A 21345-nucleotide genomic window follows, 5' to 3' on the forward strand; every position below is an offset into this window, starting at 1 on the left:
TCGCGGATGAACCGTGCCCCGCCGGGTAAGCAGCCGCCGTCCTGGTGGAGTGACGACCGGCGTCGCGGCATCCCGCGACCGGACGCGCGGGCGGGCGGCGCGACGCCGACCCGCCCGCGGGTACCGGGATCAGTTCCCGGTGACCCAGTTCCAGGCCGTCACCACCCACTCGGTCTGCTGCAGGTAGGCGACGCCCACGCCGGCCAGGAAGAGCGCCGTCACCAGGTGCGCGCCGCGGGCGCTGCGCCGCACCCGGCCCAACTGCCGCTCCCAGACCAACCGGCCGAGCAGGCGGGAGAGCGCGAAGAGGCCCACCGCGGTGAGCAGGCTCAGCACGAAGGTCAGCAGCGGCGCGGTGAGGTCGCCGCGGCCGGAGATCGCCCAGATGCCCCAGCAGACGAAGGCGAAGAGGCCGCCCGCCGCGCTCCACTCGCCACCCCGGCGCAACTGCGCCAGGTGCCAGCCCATCGGCCGGCGCGGGGCGGCGCCGCCGGACCAGTCGGCCGGGTCGACGGCCGGGAACTGGTCGGTACGCGGGGTACGCCGCTGCCCCACCGGGGCCACCCCCCGCCGGAACGCGTCCCGTTGCGTCGGCACCCCGACGCCGGGCTGCGGCGGCACCTCCACGGTGCGCTCGGCCCACGGCTGGGTCTGGTCCGCCATTTCGTGTCCTCCCCCTGACCGACGCCGGCCACGTTTCCGAGCGTAGCGACCCGGCAAATCAGTCGCCGACCCCGACGGTGATGGGTTACACACATCCGATGACCGATGTGGTGTTGCCCCGCGCCGAGGACTTCGACGAGATCGCCGGGCTGCTGGCCCTGGCCTTCCACGGCGGTCTCGACCCCGGACTGCTGGAGGTCGAGCGGGGGATCTTCGAACCGGAGCGCGGGCTGCTGGTCCGCGACGGGACCACTGCGGTCGCGCACGCCGCGGCGTTCACCCGGGAACTGGGGGTGCCCGGGGCCAGCGTGCCGGCGGCACACGTGACGATGGTCTCGGTCGCCCCGACCCACCGCCGCCGGGGTCTGCTCACCGCCCTGATGCGCCGCCAACTGCGGGAGATCCGCGACGCCGGCCGGGAGCCGGTCGCGGTGCTCTGGGCCAGCGAGGGCCGGATCTACCCCCGGTTCGGCTACGGCCTGGCCGCGCAGCGGCTCACCATCAGCTGCGACACCACCGAGCTGCGCGTGCCGGAGCCGGCGTCCGTCCCGGGCACGCTCCGCCTGGACCAGCCGGCCGCGCGGCAGGCCGAGCTGGCCCGGCTGTACGACCGGGTCCGCGCCGACCGCCCCGGCTGGTCGAGCCGGGACGAGCGCTGGTGGCGGTACGTGCTGGCCGACGTGAAGAGCCTGCGGGAGGGGGCCACCGAGCGGCGGGTGCTGCTGCACGAGGGGCCGGCGGGGCTGGACGGGTACGCGCTGTTCCGGACGAAGGAGGAGTGGGACCGCGGCGGCCCGCGCGGGGAGGTCCGGGTCGACGAGGTGGTCGCGGAGAACCCCGACGCGTACCTGGCGCTGTGGCGGCTGCTGCTCTCGATCGACCTGACCCGGCGGTTGTCCTGCCGTACCGCCGCCGTGGACGAGCCGCTGTTGTGGCTGGTGAACGAGCCGCGCCAGCTCGGCGCCCAGCTCTCCGACGGGCTCTGGGTACGCGTGGTCGACCTGCCCGCCGCGCTGGCCGCCCGCCGGTACGCGACCGACGTCGACGTGGTGATCGAGGTCACCGACGAGCTGCTGCCGGAGAACGCCGGCCGGTGGCGCCTGGTCGGCAGCCCGACGGGGGCGACCTGCACGGCCACCGCCGAGCCGGCCCGGCTCGCCTGCGACGTACGCGCCCTCGGCGAGCTCTACCTGGGCGGCGCCGGGCTCGGGGCGCTCGCCGCCGCCGGCCGGGTCCGGGAACTCGCGCCCGGGACGCTCGCGGCGGCCGCCCCCGCCTTCGGCTGGCACCGCGCGCCGGCCCCGATGGAGGTGTTCTGACGGGTGCGGCGGGCCGCCGAGGCGGTACGGTCGACCGATGGGTGATGCGGAGCGCCGGCGACGCCGGCTGCGGCACCACGGCGAGGCCGAGAGCGAGTCACCGGCCCCGGACGGGCCGAGCGCGACGACGGCCGGGGTGCACGACGAGCCGCCCCGCGGGCGCCGGCCCGGCCCGGCGGCCGACGAGGGTGAGCGGGGGCTGCGCGGCCTCGTCGGCTCCGGATCGTCGCAGGTCGGGGTGGCCGCCGCGTTGCGGGCCCGGGACGCCGCCCGCCCCACCGACGCGGACCTGGCCGAGGCCGAGGCCCGCGTGGTGATCGTGCGACGCAACTGGGTCCCCCGCGAGGACCTTCCCCGCTCCGGCCGCTGACGCGGTCAGGCCGGCAGGTCGGGCAGCTCGCGGGTCTGCTCGTACGAGGCGACCTGGGCGACTCGCCGGGAGTGCCGCGGGTTGCCGGAGAACGGGGTGGTCAGGAACGCCTCGACCAGGGCGGTCGCCTCGTCCAGGGTGTGCTGGCGGGCGCCGACCGCGATGATGTTGGCGTCGTTGTGCTCCCGGGCCAGCTGCGCCGTGTCGATGTTCCAGGCGAGCGCCGCCCGGACGCCGGCGACCTTGTTCGCGGCGATCTGCTCGCCGTTGCCGGAACCGCCGATGACCACGCCGAGGCTGCCCGGATCGTTGACCACCCGGTCACCGGTGTGCAGGCAGAAGGCCGGGTAGTCGTCGTCTGGGTCGAAGGCGTGCGGACCGACGTCGACCACCTCGTAGCCCTGCGTGGCCAGGTGGTTGGCCAGGTGCACCTTCAGCTCGAAACCGGCGTGATCGGATCCCAGGTAGACGCGCATACCGCGCAGTCTGTCAGGCCGGCCCCCGCGCCGCCGCAAGGGCGGCGGCACGGAGGCGTATTCGTCACAGCTCAGCGGGACAGCTCGGCGACCACCAGGCCGCCGCGGGCCTTCGGGGTGAACCAGGTGCTCTTGCGCGGCATCTTCTCCCGGGCCAGATTGACCGCGACGAAGTCGTCCACGGTCACCGGGGCGATGAGGATGGCCAGTTCCGCCCGGCCGGCGTCGACCTCACCGGTGAGCCAGCTCGCCGGGTAGTCGCCGCCCACGTAGGTGATCCGCTTGTCGCCCGGGTCGAGGCCGAGCGCGTCGCGCAGCAGCAGCCGCTCGACCAGGGCGTGGTCGAGGTTCTCCAGCCGGCCGCCGTCGACGTGCGGCAGGGTCACCGCGTACCCCTGACCGGCGAGGTAGAGGTGCACGGCGCCGCCACCCGCCGGGACCTCGACCGGGCCGTCGATCGGGGTGATCTCCGCACCGGCGGCGCGGAGCCGGTCGAGCAGCTCCTCCGGCGTGGTGGTCAGCTCGCTGACCAGCCGGTTGTAGGGCTGGATGGCGACCGACGCGGGCGTGGTGATCACCGACAGGAAGCGGGGCAGCCCGCCGGTCTGCGCGGCCAGGCTGCGGTGGTTGCCGTCGGCGACCACCAGCTCGCCGCCGCCGGCGAGGGCGGTCAGCTCGTCCTGCTCGGGGCCGGGACCCAGCAGCCAGATGGCGTGCGTCCGCCCGGACTGGTCGACGTCCGTCGCGGCGGGCGCGCCGGCCGACTCGGTCGCCGCCGCGAGCGCGGCGTGCAGCTCGTCGCCACGCCCGGTCTGGAGCAGCAGTACGGGTGAGAGCAGGTGCCCGAGCGCCTCGGCCAGGGCCACCCGCTCCCGCACCTTGGCGATGAAGACGTCCTCGTTGCGGATGACCAGACCGGGCTCGTCGGCCCGGGTGGAGATCTGGTCGGTGTCGACCATGGCGAAGAGCCCGTACGCGGGCTCCTCGCCCGGCGCGCTGATCCGGTAGAGCACCACGACCTGCTCGGCCGGGGTGTAGCTGCCGTCCGCCTTGGCCTCAGTCAGGCGGGCCACCGCGTCGGGGAGGGCGTCGAGGAAGGACCTGCCGAGGCTCTCCGGCGCCCGGTGGGGCATCTCGATGCCGAGGGCACTGTGCGGGTTCGCCTCGATGATCGCGGTGATCTCCGCGTCGTCGGCGAACTCGTCGTAGTTCTGCGCGCCGGTGCCGCCAGTGGTGATCCAGGCCCGGGCGATCGGATGCACGACCGTCATGCCCACCGACGCTACCCGCGGCCCCCGGCCCGTCGAACCCGGACCCGCGCCGCGTCCACCAGATGAAAGGGGCCGCGCTCAGCCGTTTCGGTCGAGCGGCGCCGGCGCGTTGCGGTGTCGGCCGGGCGCCGGGGTGGGACCGGGGCGGCCGCCCGGGACGGAGCCGGCGGGGCCGGACGGGTGGGACGCCGCCGACCCGGCGAGCCGGACGGTGGTCGCGCCCACCGGCATCGGCCGGCCGGCCACGACGCCGGACCGGATCGCGCCGGGCGTGGGGGCGGGCAGGACCGTCTCGGCGGGCGGGGTCATCCGGGAGGTGGCGACCACCCGGGCGACGCCCACCACGATCGGCGGGGCCAGCAGGTCGACCATCTCGGCCGGCAGGGCCGGACGGACGGCCGGCCAGTCGACCTCGTCCACCGACCAGTACGTCGCACCGGAGTCCTCGGTCGCCGTCTCCTGCGGCGCGTCGTCGGACGTACGGCGGTGCTTGGCCATGGGAATGCCTCCTCCGGGCTGCCGGGGCGCGGCCCCCGCGGGCCGCCGGCTGGGACACCCGGTGAAACGAGCCCCGCACCGGCCCGGTGACGCCGGGGCCGGTGCGGGACTGCGGATCGTTGCCGGAGCTCCCGCCGTCAGTCGAAGATGGGGCCCAGCTCGCGGGAGCGCTTCAGCTCGTAGAAGCCCGGGGTGCCGGCGACCAGCAGGACGCCGTCCCAGAGCCGGCCGGCCGCCTCGCCCTTCGGCGCCGGGGTGATCACCGGGCCGAAGAAGGCGACCTTGCCGCCGTCCGGGCCGGGGGCGTGGATCACCGGCGTGCCCACGTCGGTGCCGACCGGCCGCATGCCCGCCTCGTGGCTGGCCCGCAGCGCCTCGTCGTACGCGGTGGACTCGGCGGCGTCGGCGAGCGCCGGGTCCAGCCCGACGTCGGTGAGCGCGCCGACCAGCATCTCCCGGCCGAGCGGCTCCTTGCCGAGGTGGATCCGGGTGCCCATCGCGGTGTAGAGCTTCGCCACCGCCTCCTGGCCGTGCGCCTGCTCGACGGCGATGCAGACCCGCACCGGGCCCCAGCCGCTCTTCATCAGTTCCTGGTACTGCTCGGGCAGGTCCCGGCCCTCGTTGAGCACGGACAGGCTCATCACGTGGAAGTCGATGTCCACGGGCCGGACCTTCTCGACCTCCAGCAGCCAGCGGGACGTGATCCACGCCCACGGGCACAGCGGGTCGAACCACATGTCCACGGCGACACGTTCGGTCACGGTGAGATCCCTTCACGACGGGTGCGCCGGTGAGCCCGGCGCCTCCCTCGATCCTCACCCCGACCAGCATGGCCCGGTACCGGAATGAGAGCGTGACCTCGACCACCGAAGGGTGTCGGTGCATGGAAGACTCGGACCGGACCGGCCGCCACGAGCGGGCCGGGGAGGCCGGGGCCGCCGCGGCGCGGCGCTAGTGGGATGGAGACGAACAGTGCCGGGAGTGCGCAATCTGACCCAGGTCGAGGCCACCGAGCGGGCTCGCCTGCTCGAGGTGACCGGGTACGACATCAGCCTTGACCTGTCGACCGCCGTGCAGGGCACGGGACGCACGTTCCGCTCGATGACCGAGGTCCGGTTCCGCTGCGCCGAGCCGGGCGCGGCGACCTTCATCGAGGTGGCCGCCGAGTCGGTGCGGTCCGCGACGCTCAACGGCGCGCCCGTCGACACCTCCGGCTGGTCGGCCGAGAAGGGCCTCACGCTGTCCGGTCTGGACGCGGAGAACACCCTGGTGGTGGACGCGGACTTCGGCTACTCGAACAGCGGGCAGGGCCTGCACCGCACGGTGGACCCGGTCGACGGGGAGACCTACCTCTACAGCCAGTTCGAGACGGCGGACGCGCAGAAGGTCTTCGCCTGCTTCGACCAGCCCGACCTGAAGAGCGTCTTCACCTGGCACGCCACCGTGCCGGACCACTGGCGGGTAATCTCCAACATGCCGGTGGAGCGGGAGGAGCCGGCCGGCGAGGCGCTGAAGACCGTCCACTTCGTGGAGTCGGCGCGGATGAGCACCTACATCACCGCGCTCTGCGCCGGGCCGTACCACGAGGTGCGGGACAGCCACGACGGCATCGACCTGGGGGTCTTCTGCCGGGCGTCGATGGCGCGGTACCTGGACTCGGACGACCTGTTCCTGATCACCAAGCAGGGCTTCGACTTCTTCCACGAGAAGTTCGGGGTGCGCTACCCGCTGCCCAAGTACGACCAGCTCTGGGTGCCGGACTTCAACGCCGGCGCGATGGAGAACTTCGGCTGCGTCACGCACGCCGAGTCGCACTACATCTTCCGCTCGCAGGTCACCGACTTCGAGTACGAGCAGCGGGCCAACACGATCCTGCACGAGCTGGCGCACATGTGGTTCGGTGACCTGGTCACCATGCGCTGGTGGAACGACCTGTGGCTGAACGAGTCGTTCGCCGAGTGGGCCAGCCACTGGTGCAACACCCACGCCACCCGGTTCACCGAGGCGTGGACGACGTTCCTGTCCATCCGGAAGAACTGGGGCTACCGGCAGGACCAGCTCTCCTCCACCCACCCGGTCTACACGGAGATGCCGGACCTGGAGGCCGTCGAGGTCAACTTCGACGGGATCACCTACGCCAAGGGCGCGAGCGTGCTCAAGCAGCTCGTCGCGTACGTGGGCGAGGAGCCGTTCGTGGCCGGTCTGCGGGCGTACTTCGGCAAGCACGCCTGGGGCAACGCCACCTTCGACGACCTGCTCTCCGAGCTGGAGACCGCCTCCGGCCGGGAGCTGCGCAAGTTCGCCGCGCAGTGGCTGGAGACGGCGCAGGTCAACACGCTGCGCCCCGAGGTGGCCATCGGCGACGACGGCAGCTACCAGCGGGTGCTGGTCCGCCAGGAGGCGCCGTCCGGGCACCCGACGCTGCGTACCCACCGGATCGGGGTGGGCCTCTACGACCTGACCGACGGCCGGCTGGTCCGCCGGGAGCGGGTCGAGGTCGACGTGACCGGGGAGCAGACCGAGCTGTCCGCGCTGCACGGCAAGCCGGCCGCCGACGTGCTGCTGCTCAACGACGACGACCTGACGTACGCCAAGCTGCGGCTGGACGAGCGGTCGATGGCGAACGTGGTGCAGCACATCGCCGGCTTCGAGTCGTCGCTGGCCCGGGCGCTCTGCTGGACCGCCGCCTGGGACATGACCCGCGACGCCGAGCTGCCCGCCCGTGACTACGTCGCGCTGGTGCTGGCCGGCCTGCCCGCCGAGACCGACATCAACCTGGTCACTGGCACCCTGCGGCAGGCGACCACCACGCTCACCTTCTACGTCGACCCGGCCTGGGCGCCGACCGGCTGGGCCGAGCTGGCCCGGACCGCGAAGGACGGGCTGCTCGCGGCGGAGCCGGGCAGCGGCTTCCAGCTCGCCTGGGCCCGGGCGTACGCCTCGGCGGCCCGCTCCGCCGAGGACCTGGCCACGCTGCGTGGCTGGCTCGACGGCACCGAGGTGCCGACCGGGCTGACCGTGGACACCGAACTGCGCTGGGCGCTGCTCCAGTCCCTCCTGGCCAACGGGGCGGCCGGCACCGCCGAGATCGAGGCCGAGCTGGCCGGCGACCGCACCGCCAGCGGCGAGCGGGAGGCCGCCTACGCGCACGCGCTGGTGCCGACCGCGGAGAACAAGGCGGCGGTGTGGGCGTTGCTCACCGGCCCGGAGGCGCTGCCGAACTGGCGGCACCGGGCGCTGCTGCAGGGCTTCGCGCACCCGGCGCAGGTCGACCTGGTCGCCCCCTACCGGGAGAAGTACTTCGCGGTGGTGGACCAGGTCTGGGCCAGCCGGGACAGCGAGCCGGCGCAGGAGTTCACCCAGCTCGCCTACCCGGCGTACCTGGTCGAGGACGAGACGGTCGCGGCGACCGACGCGTGGCTGGCCGGCGAGGGTCACCCGGCCCCGCTGCGCCGGCTGGTCGCCGAGGGCCGGGACGGCGTGGCCCGCGCCCTGAAGGCCCGCGCCAGGGACGCCCAGAGCGCCTGACCCGCCGGGTCGCCGAGATGGCGATACACGAAGCCCGGCCCGCGAAACGCGGACCGGGCTTCGTCGTGCTCGGGGAGGGTTCAACCCTTGCCGGCGTGGCTGGCGAGCTGGTCGAGGCCCTGGATGATGCCGCCGGCCAGGTCGCCGCCGCCGAAGGACGCCACCATGGAGAGCGCGGCGAGCTTGGCGTACGTGTCCGGGATGCGCTTGCGCGCGTACCGGCCGGTGACGATCTCCAGCTGCCGCTGGTTGGGCGACACGGCGATCAGGACCGACTTGTCGGGCTCGGCGAGCTGGTGGTGCAGCCGCTGGGCGTGCTCCCGGATCGGCTCGTCGAGGCCGCCCACGTAGACCGAGAAGACCAGGCCGGTGCCCTGGTCGGCCAGGCGGAGCGCCTCGTCGATGCGGAGCAGCTGGCGGGTCGAGAAGGGCCCGTCCAGCACCTGGGGCGGGTTACCCGTCCCGGCCTGCGTCTCACCAACGGTCACTTGCGCCTCCGGTTCCACCGGCCGGCGCCTCGACGCCGGCCTTCTCAAGCTTGTGGCTGGTCAGCGCCGGCGCCTGCGCGCCCGCGGCCAGCGCGGTGCCGGCCGAGTCGGCCAGCTGCTCCGGACGGCCGAGGAACCAGACCGGAGTGAAGTCGAAGGGCCGGCCCGGCCGGTAGCGCTTGGCGCCGCCACCGCCGCCACGGCCGCCGGCGATTGCCAGTCCGGCGATCACCAGCACCGCAGCCGCCGGGATGCCGACGAAGACCAGCAACGTCTCGGTAACAGACAACCTCAACGCCCCCAGGCGGAAAGAGAGAGACCAGGAATTCCGGGTCGGGTGGACGGTCAAGGAGACGATTCCCCGACTCCGCTTGTGGTATTCACGTTAGCGGAGTCGACGGCCCGCCAGATTGCGGGGTGGTGATCCCAGCCGCCACTCCCGTGCTCCAGTTGAGCGGCAGTGGCGATCAAAGTCGCGTCGGCGCCGTACCGGCCGGTGAGCAGCACCCCCACGGGCATGCCGTCGGCGGTGCGACCGACCGGCAGGGAAACGGACGGTTCGCCGGTCACGTTGAAGATGGCGCAGTACGGCGAGAACCGGCGCTGCCGGTCGAAATCCTCCGCCGGATCGAGGGCGGCGAACGACCCCACCGGCGCCTGCGGCGCGGCCAGCGTGGGGCAGAGCAGCAGGTCGCAACCGGCGGTCCGGTGGGCGCCGAGGCGTACCTGGGCCTGCAGCTCGCCCAGGGTGGCCATCAGCGCGCCCGCGCCGACCGCCGCGCCGCGCGAGCGGAGGAGCCGGGTCAGCGGCAGCAGCTCCCTCTCCCGCTCGGGCGGCACCGGGGAGAGCGCCAGGACGTACCAGACGGTCTCGAAGAGCGGCCACGCCGCCGGGCCGAGCGGCGCCGGGACCTCGACCACCTCGTGGCCGGCCGCGGTGAGCAGCCCGGCGGCCCGGTCGACGGCGGCGACACAGTCGGGGTGGACCGGCTCGTCGGCGAGCATCGGGGTGGTGAAGCGGCCGATCCGCAGCCGGCCCGGCGCGGCCTCGCGGGCGGCGGCCAGGTAGCCGCCGGCGGGCGCGGCCGGGGGCAGGTAGGGCTCGCCGGGCACCGGCTGCGCCATGACGTCGAGCAGCGCGGCGACGTCGGCGACGGTCCGCCCGAGCGGGCCGTTCGTCGGCAGCCCGAACGCGCCGAAGCCGAGCGGCCCGCCGGAGACGAGTCCCCGGCTGGGCTTGTAGCCGACCAGGCCGCAGAGCGACGCCGGGATGCGCAGCGAGCCGCCGCCGTCGGAGCCCTGGGCCACCGGCACCAGCCCGGCGGCCACGGCGGCCGCCGCGCCGCCGCTGGACCCGCCCGCCGTGTAGCCGAGGCCCCACGGGTTGCGGGCCGGCGGCGCCACCAGCCCCTCCGAGTAGAGCGAGCAGCCCAGCTCGGAGGTGGTGGTCTTGCCGAGGCTGACCAGCCCGGCAGCCCTGATGAACCGGACCACGTCGGCGTCGATCGGGGGCACGAAGTCGGCGAAGGCGGCGGAGCCGAAGGTGGTAAGCACCCCGGCGGTCAGCGTGAGGTCCTTGATCGCGGTCGGTACGCCGTGCAGCGGACCGCGCCGCTCGGCCGGCACCGCGTCGGCGGCCCGGGCCGCCTCGACGGCCAACTCCGGCGTGACGGTGACGAACGCGCCGACCGTGTCGCTCAGCGCGTCCACCCGGGTCAGCTGGTGCCCGACCAGCTCCACGCTGGACAGCTCGCCACGGGCGATCGCGGCGGCCTGCTCCAGCGCGGTCAGGTCGTGCGGCTCGGCCATGCCGTCATCCTGCCCGGATGATCCGCCCGACGCACTCTTCACGCGCCGACCGGCCCGGTCCCCGCACGGGTGGCCCGGGCCGGGGGCGGCGGCCGGAGCCGAGGGCCGGGCCGGGGTTGGTGGGTGTCCTTTGCTCTGCTGCAGTCCACGCAACACCGGTGGGCGCGGGGTGTTGCCGTCGCTGAAGCAGAGCAAAGGATGCGCGAGGCAGTCCGGCTGCCGGCCGGCAGCGCCGGGCGGGGCGTCGGAACACAGCTCGCTGCGGTCGGGGGCGCAGGTCGGCGGTCAGCCGTGCAGGAAGCGCAGGGCGTTGCGGGAGAGGAGCTTGTCGCGCTGGTCGGCGGTGAGGAAGTCGGCCTTCGCGACCACCGCGCCGACCGGCCGCTCCCCCAGCGGGTACGGGTAGTCGCTGCCGACCAGCACCCCGTCCTCCCCCATGGTCTCCACCAGCAGCCGCAGCGCGGCCGGCTCGAAGACCACCGAGTCGACGCTGAACCGGCCGACGTAGGAGCTGGGCGGGGCGGTGGAGGCGCCGCGCACCAGGTCGCCGCGGCGGTGCCAGGCGTTGTCGGCGCGGCCCAGCCAGAACGGGAAGCTGCCGCCGCCGTGCGCGAAGCAGATCCGCAGCGTCTCCGGCACCCGGTCGAAGACGCCGCCGAGGATCAGCGCCAGCACCGACAGGTGGGTCTCCGCCGGCATGCCGGTCAGCCAGCGGGCCATCCACCGGTCCAGCCGGGGCCCGCCCGGCATGTCCCAGGGGTGTACGAAGACCGGTGCGCCCACCTCGGCGCAGTGGGTCAGGAACTGCACGATCCCCGCGTCGTCCAGGTCGCGGTCGCCGACGTGGTTGCCGATCTCGACGCCGACGTGGCCCGCCGCCAGGCAGCGGTCCAGTTCGGCGCAGGCGGCGTCCGGGTCCTGCAACGGCACCTGGCAGAACGGCACCAGCCGGTCGCCGCCGGCCGCGGTGACCTCCAGGGTCAGGTCGTTGAAGATCCGGGCCACCTTCACCGCCTGGTCGGCGGGGCGGTCGTAGGAGAAGAACACCGGGGTCGGCGAGACCACCTGGACGTCCACCCCGTCGTCGTCCATGTCCGCCAGCCGCGTCGGCGCGTCCCAGCAGGCCGAGCCGATCGAGCGGAACTCCGTCTCGCCCACCATGATCATGGCGGCCCGCTCGGAGTCCACCCGCAGCCAGGGCCAGCCGGACCCACCGCACTGGGCGTCGAGGTCCGGCCACCCCTTCGGTACGACATGCGTGTGCACGTCCACGACCGGACCGCGCATCAGCCCTTGCCCGGGTGCAGGGTGCCGCACTTGTCGCAGGTGCGCGCCGCCTCGTCGGCGTAGAACGCCTGGAAGACCGGGGGCAGGTCGGCGGCGATGTCGCGGACCTGGAGCTCCACCTCGTGCACCTTGTGCCCGCACTCCGGGCAGTACCACTGGAACTTCTCCAGGGTGCCCTCCTCGCGGACCCGCTCGACAACCACGCCGATCGAGCCGGCCTCCGGCCGCTGCGGCGAGTGCGGCGTGTTGCGCGGCAGCATCCACATCTGACCCTCGCGCACGTGCACCGTACGCGGCCCCTCCGGGGTCATCAGGTTGATGTGCATGTTGCCCTTGACCTGGTAGAAGAACTCCTCGTACGGGTCGACGTGGAAGTCGGTGCGCTGGTTCGGCCCGCCGACCACCATGACGATGAAGTCGTCCCCGCCGGGGAACATCTCCTTGTTCCCCACCGGCGGCTTCAGCAGGTGCTGGTTCTCCGCGATCCAGCCCGGAAAGCTGAACGGCTCCGCGATCTCACTCACGACTGACCTCCTTGGGGGAGCAGGGCGACGGCTTGCATCTCGATCAGCAGGTGGGGATGCGGCAACTGGTGCACGGCCACGGTCGTCCGGGTCGGCCCGGTGGCGTCGAAGAACTCCGCCCACACCTCGTTGTACCCACCGAAGTCGTTCATGTTGACCAGGTAGCTGGTGACCTGGACGAGATCGGACAGCTCGGCGCCGACCGACCGCAGCAGGTCCCGGATGTTCCCGATCACCGCCCGGGTCTGCTCCCGGATGTCGAGGTCGGTGGTGCCGAACTCGTCCACCTGGACGCCGGCGAAGGTGTTGTCCGGCCGCCGCGACGACGTACCGGAGACGAAGACGAACCCGCCGGCGACCTTGACGTGTGGGAACGCCCCGCGCGGCACGGCCTTCCCGGCCACCACCCGGGCGTCGGCGGTCATGCCGTGGCCCGCAGCGACGCGGTGCCGAGCTTCTCCACCACGGCCCGGACGTGCGCGCCCGGCCGCAGTGGCACGGCGGCCGTGGCGGCGCCGGCCAGGAAGACCCAGCCCTCGCGGAGCCGTACCCCGTGCCGGCCGGCGAGCCGGATGCCCTCGTCCAGCGCCCGGCGCGGGTCGCCGAGGATCGCCGCCGTCGAACCGACCTGGGCCACCCGGCCGTCGATCTCCAGCAGCACGCCCAGGTTGTCCAGCCCGTCCGGCACCGGCGACCACGCCCCGACGACGAACGCGGCGGCCGAGGTGTTGTCGGCGATCACGTCCGGCAGGGAGAAGGTGAAGTTGGCGTACCGGGAGTCGATCAGCTCGATCGCCGGGGCGACCGCGCGGACGGCGTCGGCGAACGACCCGAGCGGCTCGCCGGGCTCGGGGAGGCGGTCCAGCAGGAACGCCACCTCCGGCTCGACCCGAGGGTGGATGAAGGCGCCGAGGTCGACCGTGCCGCCGTCGGGGACCCGCATCACGTCGGTGAGCCGGCCCCAGATCACCTCGCCCACGCCGACCTGGGCCATCTTCGCCTTGCTGGTCAGCCCCATCTTCAACCCGACCAGCCGCTCACCCCGGTCCAGCCGGCGCTGGAGCAGCGCGGTCTGCACCGCGTACGCGGCGTCGACGTCGAGGCCGGTCTCGGCGGCGAGCTGCGGGATCGCGGTGGCGCTGTCGGCCGCCGCGCCCAGCTTCTCCGCGATGCCCGCGATGTCCGGCCCGATCACGGTGCCACCTCCTGCTCCTCGTGGCGGCCGGCGAGGTCCAGCGCCACGTCCACGATCATGTCCTCCTGGCCGCCGACCATCCGCCGCCGGCCCAGCTCGACCAGGATGGAGCGGACGTCCACGCCGTACTTCGCGGAGGCGCGTTCGGCGTGCCGGAGGAAGCTCGAGTAGACGCCCGCGTACCCGAGGGAGAGCGTCTCCCGGTCGACCTGGACCGGCCGGTCCTGCAGCGGCCGGACGACGTCGTCGGCGGCGTCCATCAGCGCGAACACGTCGCAGCCGTGCTTCCAGCCGTGCAGCTCGGCGACGGCCACGAAGACCTCCAGCGGCGCGTTGCCCGCACCGGCGCCCATCCCGGCCAGGGACGCGTCCACCCGGACCGTCCGGCCGTGCGGCGCGTCCGGACCGGCCGGTCCGTCGCCGAGGATCCGGCCGTGCTCGACGGCGAGCACGCTGTTGGCCACCCCGAGCGACAGGTTGTGGTGCGCGTGGATGCCGATCTGCGTCTCCGGTTCGAGGACCTGCCGGTACGCGTCGACCCGCTGCGCCACGTCGGACATCAGCAGCCGCCCGCCCGAGTCGGTGACGTAGACGCAGTGCGCCCCGTACGACTCCATCAGCTTGGCCTGGGCGGCCAGCCCGGCCGGGTCGTTCATGTGCGACATCATCAGGAACCCGGAGACGTCCATGCCGTTCTCCCGGGCCCAGGAGATGTGCTGGGCGGAGATGTCCGCCTCGGTGCAGTGGGTGGCGATCCGGACGCTGGTCACCCCGAGCGCCCTCGCCGCCTTCAGGTCGGCGATGGTGCCGATGCCGGGCAGCAGCAGGGTGGTGAGCTTCGCGCTGGTCATCACCTCCGCGGCGGCGGAGATCCAGTCGGCGTCGCTGGCCGCGCCGTGGCCGTAGTTGACGCTGGAACCGGCGAGGCCGTCGCCGTGCGCCACCTCGATGGCGGCCACCCCGGCCGCGTCCAGCGCGGCGGCGATGGTGCGCACCTGGTCCACGGTGTAGCGGTGGGCGATGGCGTGCATGCCGTCCCGCAGCGTCACGTCCTGGATGTACAGGTCGGTCATGCCGCCACCTCCGCGCTGCTCGCCCGCCGGGCCACCAGCCGCTCCGCGGTGCGCAGCGCGGCCGAGGTCATGATGTCCAGGTTCCCGGCGTACGCGGGCAGGTAGTGCCCGGCCCCGGAGACCTCCAGGAACACCGACACCTGGAGTCCGACCAGGTGCCGCCCCAGCGACGGCACGTACGTGTCGACCCGGTCGAACTGCACGTCCTGCTTGAGCCGGTAGCCGGGGACGTACTCCTGCACGGTGGCCACCATGTCGGCGACGGAGGCGGCGATGGCGGCCCGGTCGGCGTCGGCGTCCGAGCAGAGGCAGTAGACGGTGTCCCGCATCAGCAGCGGCGGGTCGGCGGGGTTCAGCACGATGATCGCCTTGCCGCGTTCCGCGCCGCCGACCACCTCGATGGCCCGGGCGGTGGTCTCGGTGAACTCGTCGATGTTGGCCCGGGTGCCGGGCCCGGCCGAGCGCGAGGCGATCGAGGCGACGATCTCCCCGTACGCGACGGGGGTGACCCGGCCGACGGCGGCGACGATCGGCACGGTCGCCTGCCCGCCGCAGGTCACCATGTTGACGTTCGTCTCGTGCAGGTGCTCGTCGAGGTTGACCGGGGGCACCACGTACGGGCCGATGGCGGCGGGGGTCAGGTCGACCACCGTCCGGCCGTGGGCCCGGAGCACCGCGTCGTTGTGCCGGTGCGCGCCGGCCGAGGTGGCGTCGAAGACCAGCTCGACGTCGGCGAACTCGGGCAGCGCCACCAGGCCGTCGACGCCCTCGGCCGTGGTGGCCACGCCGAGCCGCCGGGCCCGGGCGAGCCCGTCCGAGTCCGGGTCGATGCCCGCCATCGCGACCATGCGCAGGCTGTCGCTCAGCCGGAGCACCTTGATCATCAGATCGGTCCCGATGTTGCCGGACCCGATCACCGCCACCCCGACCGTCACGCCGCCTCCTCGGACGAGGAGAAACAGGTCCGCACCGAGCCGAGCCCGGAGATCCGCGCCTCGTACGCGGCGCCGGGCGTCACCGGCACCATCGGGCCGAGCGCCCCGGAGAGCACCACGTCGCCGGCGCGCAGCGGGTCGCCGGCGCGGGCCATCGTGCCGGCCAGCCACTCCAACGCGTGCAGCGGATTGCCGAGGCAGGCCGCCCCGGCGCCGACCGAGACGGGCTCCCCGCCGTGTTCCAGGACCATCCCGCACAGCCGCAGGTCCACGTCGGCGAGCCGGCGGGGCGTGGTGCCGAGCACGAAGAGGCCGCTGGAGGCGTTGTCGGCGACGGTGTCCACGATGGAGATGTCCCAGCCGGCGATCCGCGAGTCGACGATCTCGATGGCCGGCAGCACGTGGTCCACGGCCCGGATCAGGTCGACGGTGGTGACCCGCTCGTCGGGCAGGTCCGCGCCGAGCACGAAGGCGATCTCCGCCTCCACCCGGGGCTGGAGCAGCCGGTCGATCGCCACCTCGACGCCGTCGCCGACCGCCATCACGTCGGTGAGCACGCCGAAGTCCGGCTGGTAGACGCCGAAGTTCTCCTGCACCGCCCGGGAGGTCAGCCCGATCTTCGCGCCCACCCGGCGCTCACCCCGGTCCCACCGGGCCTGGGCCTGGAGCTGCTGCACCTGGTACGCCGCCTCGACGTCGCCCTCGGGCAGCAGCCGCCCGCGCAACGGCGGGCAGGGCTTCCCGCTCTCCCGGGCCTCGGTCAGCTCCCGGGCCGCGGTTTCCAGATCGCTCATGTGAGGTCCACGCAGACGTTGGTGAGTTCGGAGTAGAAGTCGAGCGAGTGCACCCCGCCCTCCCGGCCGATGCCGGAGGCCTTCACCCCGCCGAACGGGGTGCGCAGGTCACGCAGGAACCAGGTGTTCACCCAGACGATGCCGGCGTCGAGCCGGGACCCGGCCCGGTGCGCCCGGCCCACGTCCCGGGTCCAGACCGTCGCGGCCAGGCCGTACTCGGTGCCGTTGGCCAGGGCGTACGCCTCGTCCTCGGAGTCGAAGGGCGCCACGTGCACGACCGGGCCGAAGATCTCCTCCCGGTTCGTCCGGGCGTCCGGGCCGAGCCCGGTCAGCACCGTCGGCTGCACGTACGCGCCGCCGTCGCGGGCGTCCCCGAAGCCGGGCACCCCGCCGCCGGCCAGCACCTCGGCTCCCTCGGCGCGGGCCAGGTCGTAGTGGCCCAGCACCTTGTCCCGGTGGGCGTGCGAGATCAGCGGCATGTTGACGGTGGCCTCGTCGGCCGGCCAGCCGTACGCCAGCTCGTCGGCCCGCTTGGCCAGCCGGGCGGTGAACTCCTCGAAGACCGGGCGCTGCACGTAGATCCGTTCGGTGCAGAGGCAGACCTGACCGCCGTTGGTGAAGCTGGACCGGACCGAGCCCGCCACCGCCGCGTCCAGGTCGGCGTCGGCGAAGACCAGTCCCGCGTTCTTGCCGCCCAGCTCGAAGCTCACCGCCTTCACCCCGTCCGCGGCGGCGCGCATGATGGCGCTGCCGGTGGCGGACTCGCCGGTGAAAGTGATCGCGTCGACGCCCGGGTGCCGGGTGAGGAACTCCCCGGCCGAGTCCGGGCCGAAGCCGTGCACCAGGTTGAACACCCCCGCCGGTACGCCCGCGGCGGCCATCACCTCGGCCAGCAGGGTCGCCGAGGCCGGGGTCTCCTCGCTGGGCTTGACCACCACGGCGTTGCCGCAGGCCAGGGCCGGGGCGACCTTCCAGGTGAGCAGCAGCAGCGGCAGGTTCCAGGGCACGATGATCGCGACCACGCCCACCGGTTTGCGGACCGCGTAGTTGAGCGCCCGGCCACCGGTCGGGGTGACCGTGGTGAACGACTCGGTCGGGGCGGTCGCCACGATCTCGGCGAACGCCCGGAAGTTGGCCGCGCCGCGCGGAATGTCCAGCGTGCGGGCCTGCGAGATCGACTTGCCGGTGTCGGCGACCTCGGCGGCGACCAGGTCGTCGAAGCGCCGTTCCAGCTCGTCGGCGACCCGGCGCAGCACCTCGGCGCGCTCCCGCTCCCCCATCCGGCCCCACGGCCCGCGCAGCGCCGCCCGGGCGGCGGCCACCGCGTCGTCCACGGTGGACGCGTCCGCCTCGGCCACCTCGAAGACCGGCTCGCCGGTGACCGGGCTGCGCTTGGTGAACCGGGTTCCGGCGGCGACGAACTCGCCGCCGACGAAGTTGCGCAGCAGTCCGGGCCCGTCCGGTGCGTGCCCGGCCATCAGCCGGGGATCCCAGAGCGTCATCCGCGCCTCCCTCGGCCGATCGCGGCCAGCCCGCCGGCCAGCAGCGCCACCGCGCCGGCCGCCACCGCCCCCAGCACCTGGTACTGCCGGCGCACCCGGCGGCGCACCTCGGCGTACGGGGTGGTGGAGAAGGAGACCAGCTCGTACTGGGAAACGTACCGGCCGGGCAGGGCCCGTTCCAGTGCGTGTTCGATGCGCTTGCGGGTCTGGAAGACCGGCGAGGCGACCTTGTCCCGCATCTCCACGAAGTTGGTCAGCGCCATCCGGGCGATCGCCTCGGCGTTGGCCTGCCGGCGCTGCTGGAAAAGCGGCAGCGCCGCGGACCACTCGTCGCCGCACTCGTCCAGGCAGCGGTCCAGCTCCACCACGTCCTCGAACGCGCAGTTCGCGCCCTGGCCGTAGAACGGCACGATGGCGTGCGCCGCGTCACCGAGCAGGCCGACCCTGCCGTCCACCTGCCAGGGCGTGCAGCGGACCGTGCCGAGCACGCCGACCGGGTTGTGCTGGTAGTCGTCGACCAGGTTCGGGGCGAGCGGGACCAGGTCCGGGTAGTGGGTGGCGAAGTGCCGCTCGATCGCGGCCGGGCTGCCCAGCGAGGCGAAGCTCGCGGTGCCGTGGGTGGGCCAGAAGAGCGTGCAGGTGAACGACCGGTCCGGGTTGGGCAGCGCGATCATCATCGAGGTGCCGCGCGGCCAGATGTGCAGCGCCCCCGGGTCCAGGGCGAACTCGCCGCCGAGCGGCGGGATGGTGAGTTCCTTGTAGCCGTAGTCGAGGAAGTCCAGGCTCTCGGTCAACGCCCCGTACCCGAGGAGCTGCCCGCGCACCGCGGAGCCGGCGCCGTCGGCGCCCAGCACGACCGACGCGGCGGTGGTGACCTTGCCCTGCGGGGTCTCGAAGGTCATCTCGCCGCCGGCCGGGTCGAGGCCGACCAGCCGGTGGTCGAAGGCGATCCGCACCCCGGGCAGCGCGGCGGCGGCGTTCAGCAGCGCGTTGTTCAGCGCGCCTCGGCTGATCGAGTTGATCGCCCGGTCGCCGGAGACGCTGTACGACTGGAACTGCGCCTCCCCCTCCACCGGGTGGATCATCCGGCCGTGCATCGGCAGCGCGTCCGCCATCACCTGCCCGTCCAGCCCGATCCGGCGCAGCGCGTCGAGGCCGCGCTCGGACAGCGCCAGGTTGATCGAGCGGCCCCGCTCGACCGTCCCGGTACGCGGATCCGGCCGCCGCTCGTAGAGCGCCACCGGGTAGCCGCGCCGGGCCAGGAAGCAGGCCAGCAGACAGCCGGCCAGCCCGGCCCCGACCACCGCGATCTCGTCGCGTTCCGTGCTCATGAGTGCTTCTCCACCGTCGCGGCCAGCGCGTCGGCGACCCGCCAGCAGTCGTGGTACGTCGAGTAGAGCGGCACCGGGGCGAAGCGGACGACGTCCGGCTCCCGGGCGTCGGCGATCACGCCGTGCTCGTGCCGCAGCCGCTTGGTCAGCTCGTTGGCGCTGCCCGTGCCGATCCGCACGGAGAGCTGGCAGCCCCGCCGGGCCGGGTCGCGCGGGGTGACCACGGTCAACGGCCGGTCCGCGGTCACCTCGTCGAGCAGCCGCTCCAGGTAGCCGGTGAGCCGCAGGCTGCGCTCCCGCAGCGCCGGCATGCCGACGGCGTCGAAGAGCTCCAGCGAGGTGCGGACCGGGCCCATCGCGAAGATCGGCGGGTTGGAGATCTGCCACGCCTCGACGGTGGCCGGCGGCCGGGAGACCGGGGTCATCTCGAACCGGGTGCTCGCCTCGGTGCTCCACCAGCCCTCGAAGCGCGGCAGGCCGGGGTCGCCGAGGTGCCGCTCGTGGACGAAGACGCCCGCGAGCGCCCCGGGCCCCGAGTTGAGGTACTTGTAGGAGCACCAGGCGGCGAAGTCGACGTCCCAGTCGTGCAGCGCCAGCGGGACGTTGCCGGCCGCGTGCGCGAGGTCCCAGCCGACCACCGCTCCGGCGGCCCGCCCGGCGGCGGTGATCGCCGGGATGTCCATCAGCTCGCCGGTGAGGTAGTTGACCCCGCCGAGCAGCACCAGCGCCACGGTGTGCCCCTCGGCCGCCAGGAAGGCGGTCACGTCCTCGGTGCGCAGGGTGTCCTCGCCGGCCCGCGGCCGCAGCCGGACCAGGGTCGCGTCGGGGTCGAGGCCGTGGAAGCGGGCCTGGCTGCGGACCGCGTAGCTGTCCGAGGGGAAGGCGCTGTCCTCGATGACGATCCGGGTCCGCGCTCCCGCCGGGCGGTAGAAGCTGACCATCAGCAGGTGCAGGTTGACCGTGAGGGAGTTCATCACCACGGTCTCCGCGGGCCGGGCGCCGACCAGTCGCGCGGCCGGCGCCGTCAACAGCTCGTGGTACGGCAGCCAGGGGCGTTCCGCCTCCAGGTGCCCCTCGACCCCGAGCCGGCTCCACGCCGCCAGGTCGGCCAGCAGTTCGTCCCGGGTGGCCCGCGGTTGCAGGCCGAGCGAGTTGCCGGCCAGGTACGCCACCTCGGGGTAGCGGCCGCCCTCGGCGGGCGGCACGTGGAACAGGTGCCGGTGCCCCGGGTCGGCGTCGTCGTGCGCAAGCGCCTCTTCTTCGGTGTTGCTCATCCTGTCCCCGCTCACATCGCCGTCCGGGCCGACCACAGCTCCGGGAAGACCACCCGGGCCATGCTGCGCTGCAACCAGGCCAGCCCGGCGGACCCGCCGCTGCCGACCTTGGCGCCCATGGTGCGCTGCACCGCCTTGATGTGGTGCCAGCGCCAGTCGCCGAACCGCTCGGCGACCTCGGTCAGCGCCTCGCCGAGCAGCCGCAGGTGGTTGTCCGGGCCGCCGTCGGCGTAGATCCGCACCCAGGCCGCCTCGACGGCGGGGTGCGGCTCGTGCTCGACCGCCACGTCCCGGTCCAGCAGCTCGCCGGGGAGGTCGAAGCCGCGCCGGGCGAGCAGGGCGACCACGTCGTCCCAGAGGCTCGGCGTGGCGAGCGCGGCGGTCAGCTCGGCGTGCACCTCGGTCTGCCGGCGGAACGGGCGGATCAGCGCCGGGTCGCGGAGGCCGAGCAGGAACTCCAGCTGCCGGTACATCGCGGACTGGAAGCCGGAGCCCTCGCCGAGCAGGTTGCGGAACCGGTTGAAGTCGGCCGGGGTCATCCAGCGCAGCCCCTGCCAGGCCGCGTTGAGCCCCTCCAGGTGCAGGGCGGCGCGGCGCAGCGCCGGCAGCGCGTCCCAGATCCGGTTCGCCCGCAGCTCCCGCTGGGCGTGCCGCAGCTCGTGGCAGGTCAGCCCGAAGTACAGCTCCATGATCTGGCTGACCATCAGGAAGGACATCTCGCCCGGGTCCTCGCTGAGCGGCTGTTGCAGCCCGTGCAGCGTGCTCGCCCGCACGTACGCGTCGTAGGGCACCCGCTCGGCGAACTCCAGCGTCGGTTCGCCGCCGTTGCGCGCCGCCCGGGCCGCCCGCTGCTGCGGGGTGACCGGACGTACCGCCGCGGTCACCGTCGGTGCCCGCAGGTCCGTCTGCTCCACTGTCATCTCCCTCCGTACGCCGGGTAGCGTCATGATCCCGCGGGTGGATCGACGAATGGAATGCCTGTTCAACGGCGGTACGGTGGTCGGACCT

General features: G+C 73.7%; 22 protein-coding genes. 3 read left to right on the forward strand and 19 right to left on the reverse strand.

Annotated features, from left to right (window positions below; all coding sequences use genetic code 11):
* Positions 1-129: 129 nt before the first annotated feature.
* Entirely contained in the window at positions 130-663 is a 534-nt protein-coding gene (locus ACFOYX_RS09735; RefSeq protein ID WP_109801968.1) for a hypothetical protein, read from the reverse strand.
* 98 nt (positions 664-761) lie between these two features.
* Here ACFOYX_RS09735 and ACFOYX_RS09740 point away from each other — a divergent pair, with 98 nt between their 5' ends.
* Positions 762-1982, forward strand: coding sequence for a GNAT family N-acetyltransferase (locus ACFOYX_RS09740; RefSeq protein WP_322441516.1), 1221 nt, complete (start codon positions 762-764; stop codon positions 1980-1982).
* A gap of 37 nt (positions 1983-2019) precedes the next feature.
* On the forward strand, positions 2020-2352 hold the full coding sequence (locus ACFOYX_RS09745; protein ID WP_322441517.1) for a hypothetical protein: 333 nt from the start codon (positions 2020-2022) through the stop codon (positions 2350-2352).
* 5 nt (positions 2353-2357) lie between these two features.
* Here the strand turns inward: ACFOYX_RS09745 and ACFOYX_RS09750 are convergent, their stop codons facing one another.
* From ACFOYX_RS09750 to ACFOYX_RS09765, 4 genes are all read right to left on the reverse strand, one after another.
* Complete coding sequence (locus tag ACFOYX_RS09750) at positions 2358-2828, reverse strand: ribose-5-phosphate isomerase (protein WP_322441518.1); 471 nt, start codon at positions 2826-2828, stop codon at positions 2358-2360.
* 71 nt (positions 2829-2899) lie between these two features.
* Positions 2900-4099 (reverse strand): DUF1015 family protein, encoded by a 1200-nt coding sequence (locus tag ACFOYX_RS09755; RefSeq protein WP_322441519.1) that lies wholly within the window; start codon positions 4097-4099, stop codon positions 2900-2902.
* Between the two features lie 78 nt (positions 4100-4177).
* Positions 4178-4597: a hypothetical protein gene (locus ACFOYX_RS09760; protein WP_322441520.1), complete on the reverse strand. Its 420-nt coding sequence runs from the start codon at positions 4595-4597 to the stop codon at positions 4178-4180.
* 137 nt (positions 4598-4734) lie between these two features.
* A complete protein-coding gene (locus ACFOYX_RS09765; RefSeq protein WP_109800892.1) occupies positions 4735-5358 on the reverse strand; it encodes a disulfide bond formation protein DsbA in 624 nt (207 codons plus the stop codon).
* Positions 5359-5578: 220 nt separating this feature from the next.
* On the opposite strand from ACFOYX_RS09765, the gene pepN reads away from it, so the two are divergent.
* The gene (pepN, locus tag ACFOYX_RS09770; RefSeq protein ID WP_322441521.1) at positions 5579-8125 is read left to right on the forward strand and encodes an aminopeptidase N; all 2547 of its coding nucleotides are present in this window, start codon (positions 5579-5581) and stop codon (positions 8123-8125) included.
* An 80-nt stretch (positions 8126-8205) separates the two neighbouring features.
* On the opposite strand, the gene ACFOYX_RS09775 is transcribed toward pepN, so the two are convergent.
* The 14 genes from ACFOYX_RS09775 to ACFOYX_RS09840 form a co-directional block, all read right to left on the reverse strand.
* Positions 8206-8613, reverse strand: a complete 408-nt coding sequence (locus tag ACFOYX_RS09775) for a DUF5130 family protein (RefSeq protein ID WP_322441522.1) — start codon at positions 8611-8613, stop codon at positions 8206-8208.
* On the reverse strand, positions 8600-8884 hold the full coding sequence (locus tag ACFOYX_RS09780; RefSeq protein WP_322441591.1) for a hypothetical protein: 285 nt from the start codon (positions 8882-8884) through the stop codon (positions 8600-8602). Before ACFOYX_RS09780 ends, ACFOYX_RS09775 begins: the two co-directional genes overlap by 14 nt.
* A gap of 74 nt (positions 8885-8958) precedes the next feature.
* Positions 8959-10422, reverse strand: coding sequence for an amidase (locus ACFOYX_RS09785; protein ID WP_322441523.1), 1464 nt, complete (start codon positions 10420-10422; stop codon positions 8959-8961).
* A 285-nt stretch (positions 10423-10707) separates the two neighbouring features.
* Entirely contained in the window at positions 10708-11709 is a 1002-nt protein-coding gene (locus ACFOYX_RS09790) for an amidohydrolase family protein (protein ID WP_322441524.1), read from the reverse strand.
* Positions 11709-12233 carry a 3-hydroxyanthranilate 3,4-dioxygenase gene (locus ACFOYX_RS09795; protein WP_109800898.1) on the reverse strand — a complete coding sequence of 175 codons (525 nt, stop codon included), beginning with the start codon at positions 12231-12233 and terminating at the stop codon, positions 11709-11711. Before ACFOYX_RS09795 ends, ACFOYX_RS09790 begins: the two co-directional genes overlap by 1 nt.
* Positions 12230-12658 (reverse strand): RidA family protein, encoded by a 429-nt coding sequence (locus tag ACFOYX_RS09800; protein WP_322441525.1) that lies wholly within the window; start codon positions 12656-12658, stop codon positions 12230-12232. The genes ACFOYX_RS09795 and ACFOYX_RS09800 overlap by 4 nt, the downstream gene beginning before the upstream one ends.
* Positions 12655-13428 (reverse strand): 4-oxalocrotonate decarboxylase, encoded by a 774-nt coding sequence (locus ACFOYX_RS09805; protein ID WP_322441526.1) that lies wholly within the window; start codon positions 13426-13428, stop codon positions 12655-12657. The genes ACFOYX_RS09800 and ACFOYX_RS09805 overlap by 4 nt, the downstream gene beginning before the upstream one ends.
* The gene (dmpG, locus tag ACFOYX_RS09810) at positions 13425-14501 is read right to left on the reverse strand and encodes a 4-hydroxy-2-oxovalerate aldolase (RefSeq protein ID WP_322441527.1); all 1077 of its coding nucleotides are present in this window, start codon (positions 14499-14501) and stop codon (positions 13425-13427) included. The genes ACFOYX_RS09805 and dmpG overlap by 4 nt, the downstream gene beginning before the upstream one ends.
* Positions 14498-15436, reverse strand: a complete 939-nt coding sequence (locus tag ACFOYX_RS09815) for an acetaldehyde dehydrogenase (acetylating) (RefSeq protein WP_322441528.1) — start codon at positions 15434-15436, stop codon at positions 14498-14500. Before ACFOYX_RS09815 ends, dmpG begins: the two co-directional genes overlap by 4 nt.
* Positions 15433-16230 carry a 2-keto-4-pentenoate hydratase gene (locus ACFOYX_RS09820; RefSeq protein WP_109800904.1) on the reverse strand — a complete coding sequence of 266 codons (798 nt, stop codon included), beginning with the start codon at positions 16228-16230 and terminating at the stop codon, positions 15433-15435. Before ACFOYX_RS09820 ends, ACFOYX_RS09815 begins: the two co-directional genes overlap by 4 nt.
* A complete protein-coding gene (locus ACFOYX_RS09825) occupies positions 16227-17708 on the reverse strand; it encodes a 2-hydroxymuconic semialdehyde dehydrogenase (RefSeq protein ID WP_322441592.1) in 1482 nt (493 codons plus the stop codon). Before ACFOYX_RS09825 ends, ACFOYX_RS09820 begins: the two co-directional genes overlap by 4 nt.
* A gap of 20 nt (positions 17709-17728) precedes the next feature.
* Entirely contained in the window at positions 17729-19063 is a 1335-nt protein-coding gene (locus ACFOYX_RS09830; protein ID WP_322441530.1) for an NAD(P)/FAD-dependent oxidoreductase, read from the reverse strand.
* A complete protein-coding gene (gene kynU, locus ACFOYX_RS09835; protein WP_322441531.1) occupies positions 19060-20337 on the reverse strand; it encodes a kynureninase in 1278 nt (425 codons plus the stop codon). Before kynU ends, ACFOYX_RS09830 begins: the two co-directional genes overlap by 4 nt.
* 11 nt (positions 20338-20348) lie before the next feature.
* Complete coding sequence (locus ACFOYX_RS09840) at positions 20349-21251, reverse strand: tryptophan 2,3-dioxygenase (RefSeq protein ID WP_238453838.1); 903 nt, start codon at positions 21249-21251, stop codon at positions 20349-20351.
* Positions 21252-21345: the final 94 nt, after the last annotated feature.

Source organism: Micromonospora sp. GCM10011541 (assembly GCF_042650725.1).
Lineage (GTDB): Bacteria > Actinomycetota > Actinomycetes > Mycobacteriales > Micromonosporaceae > Micromonospora > Micromonospora sicca.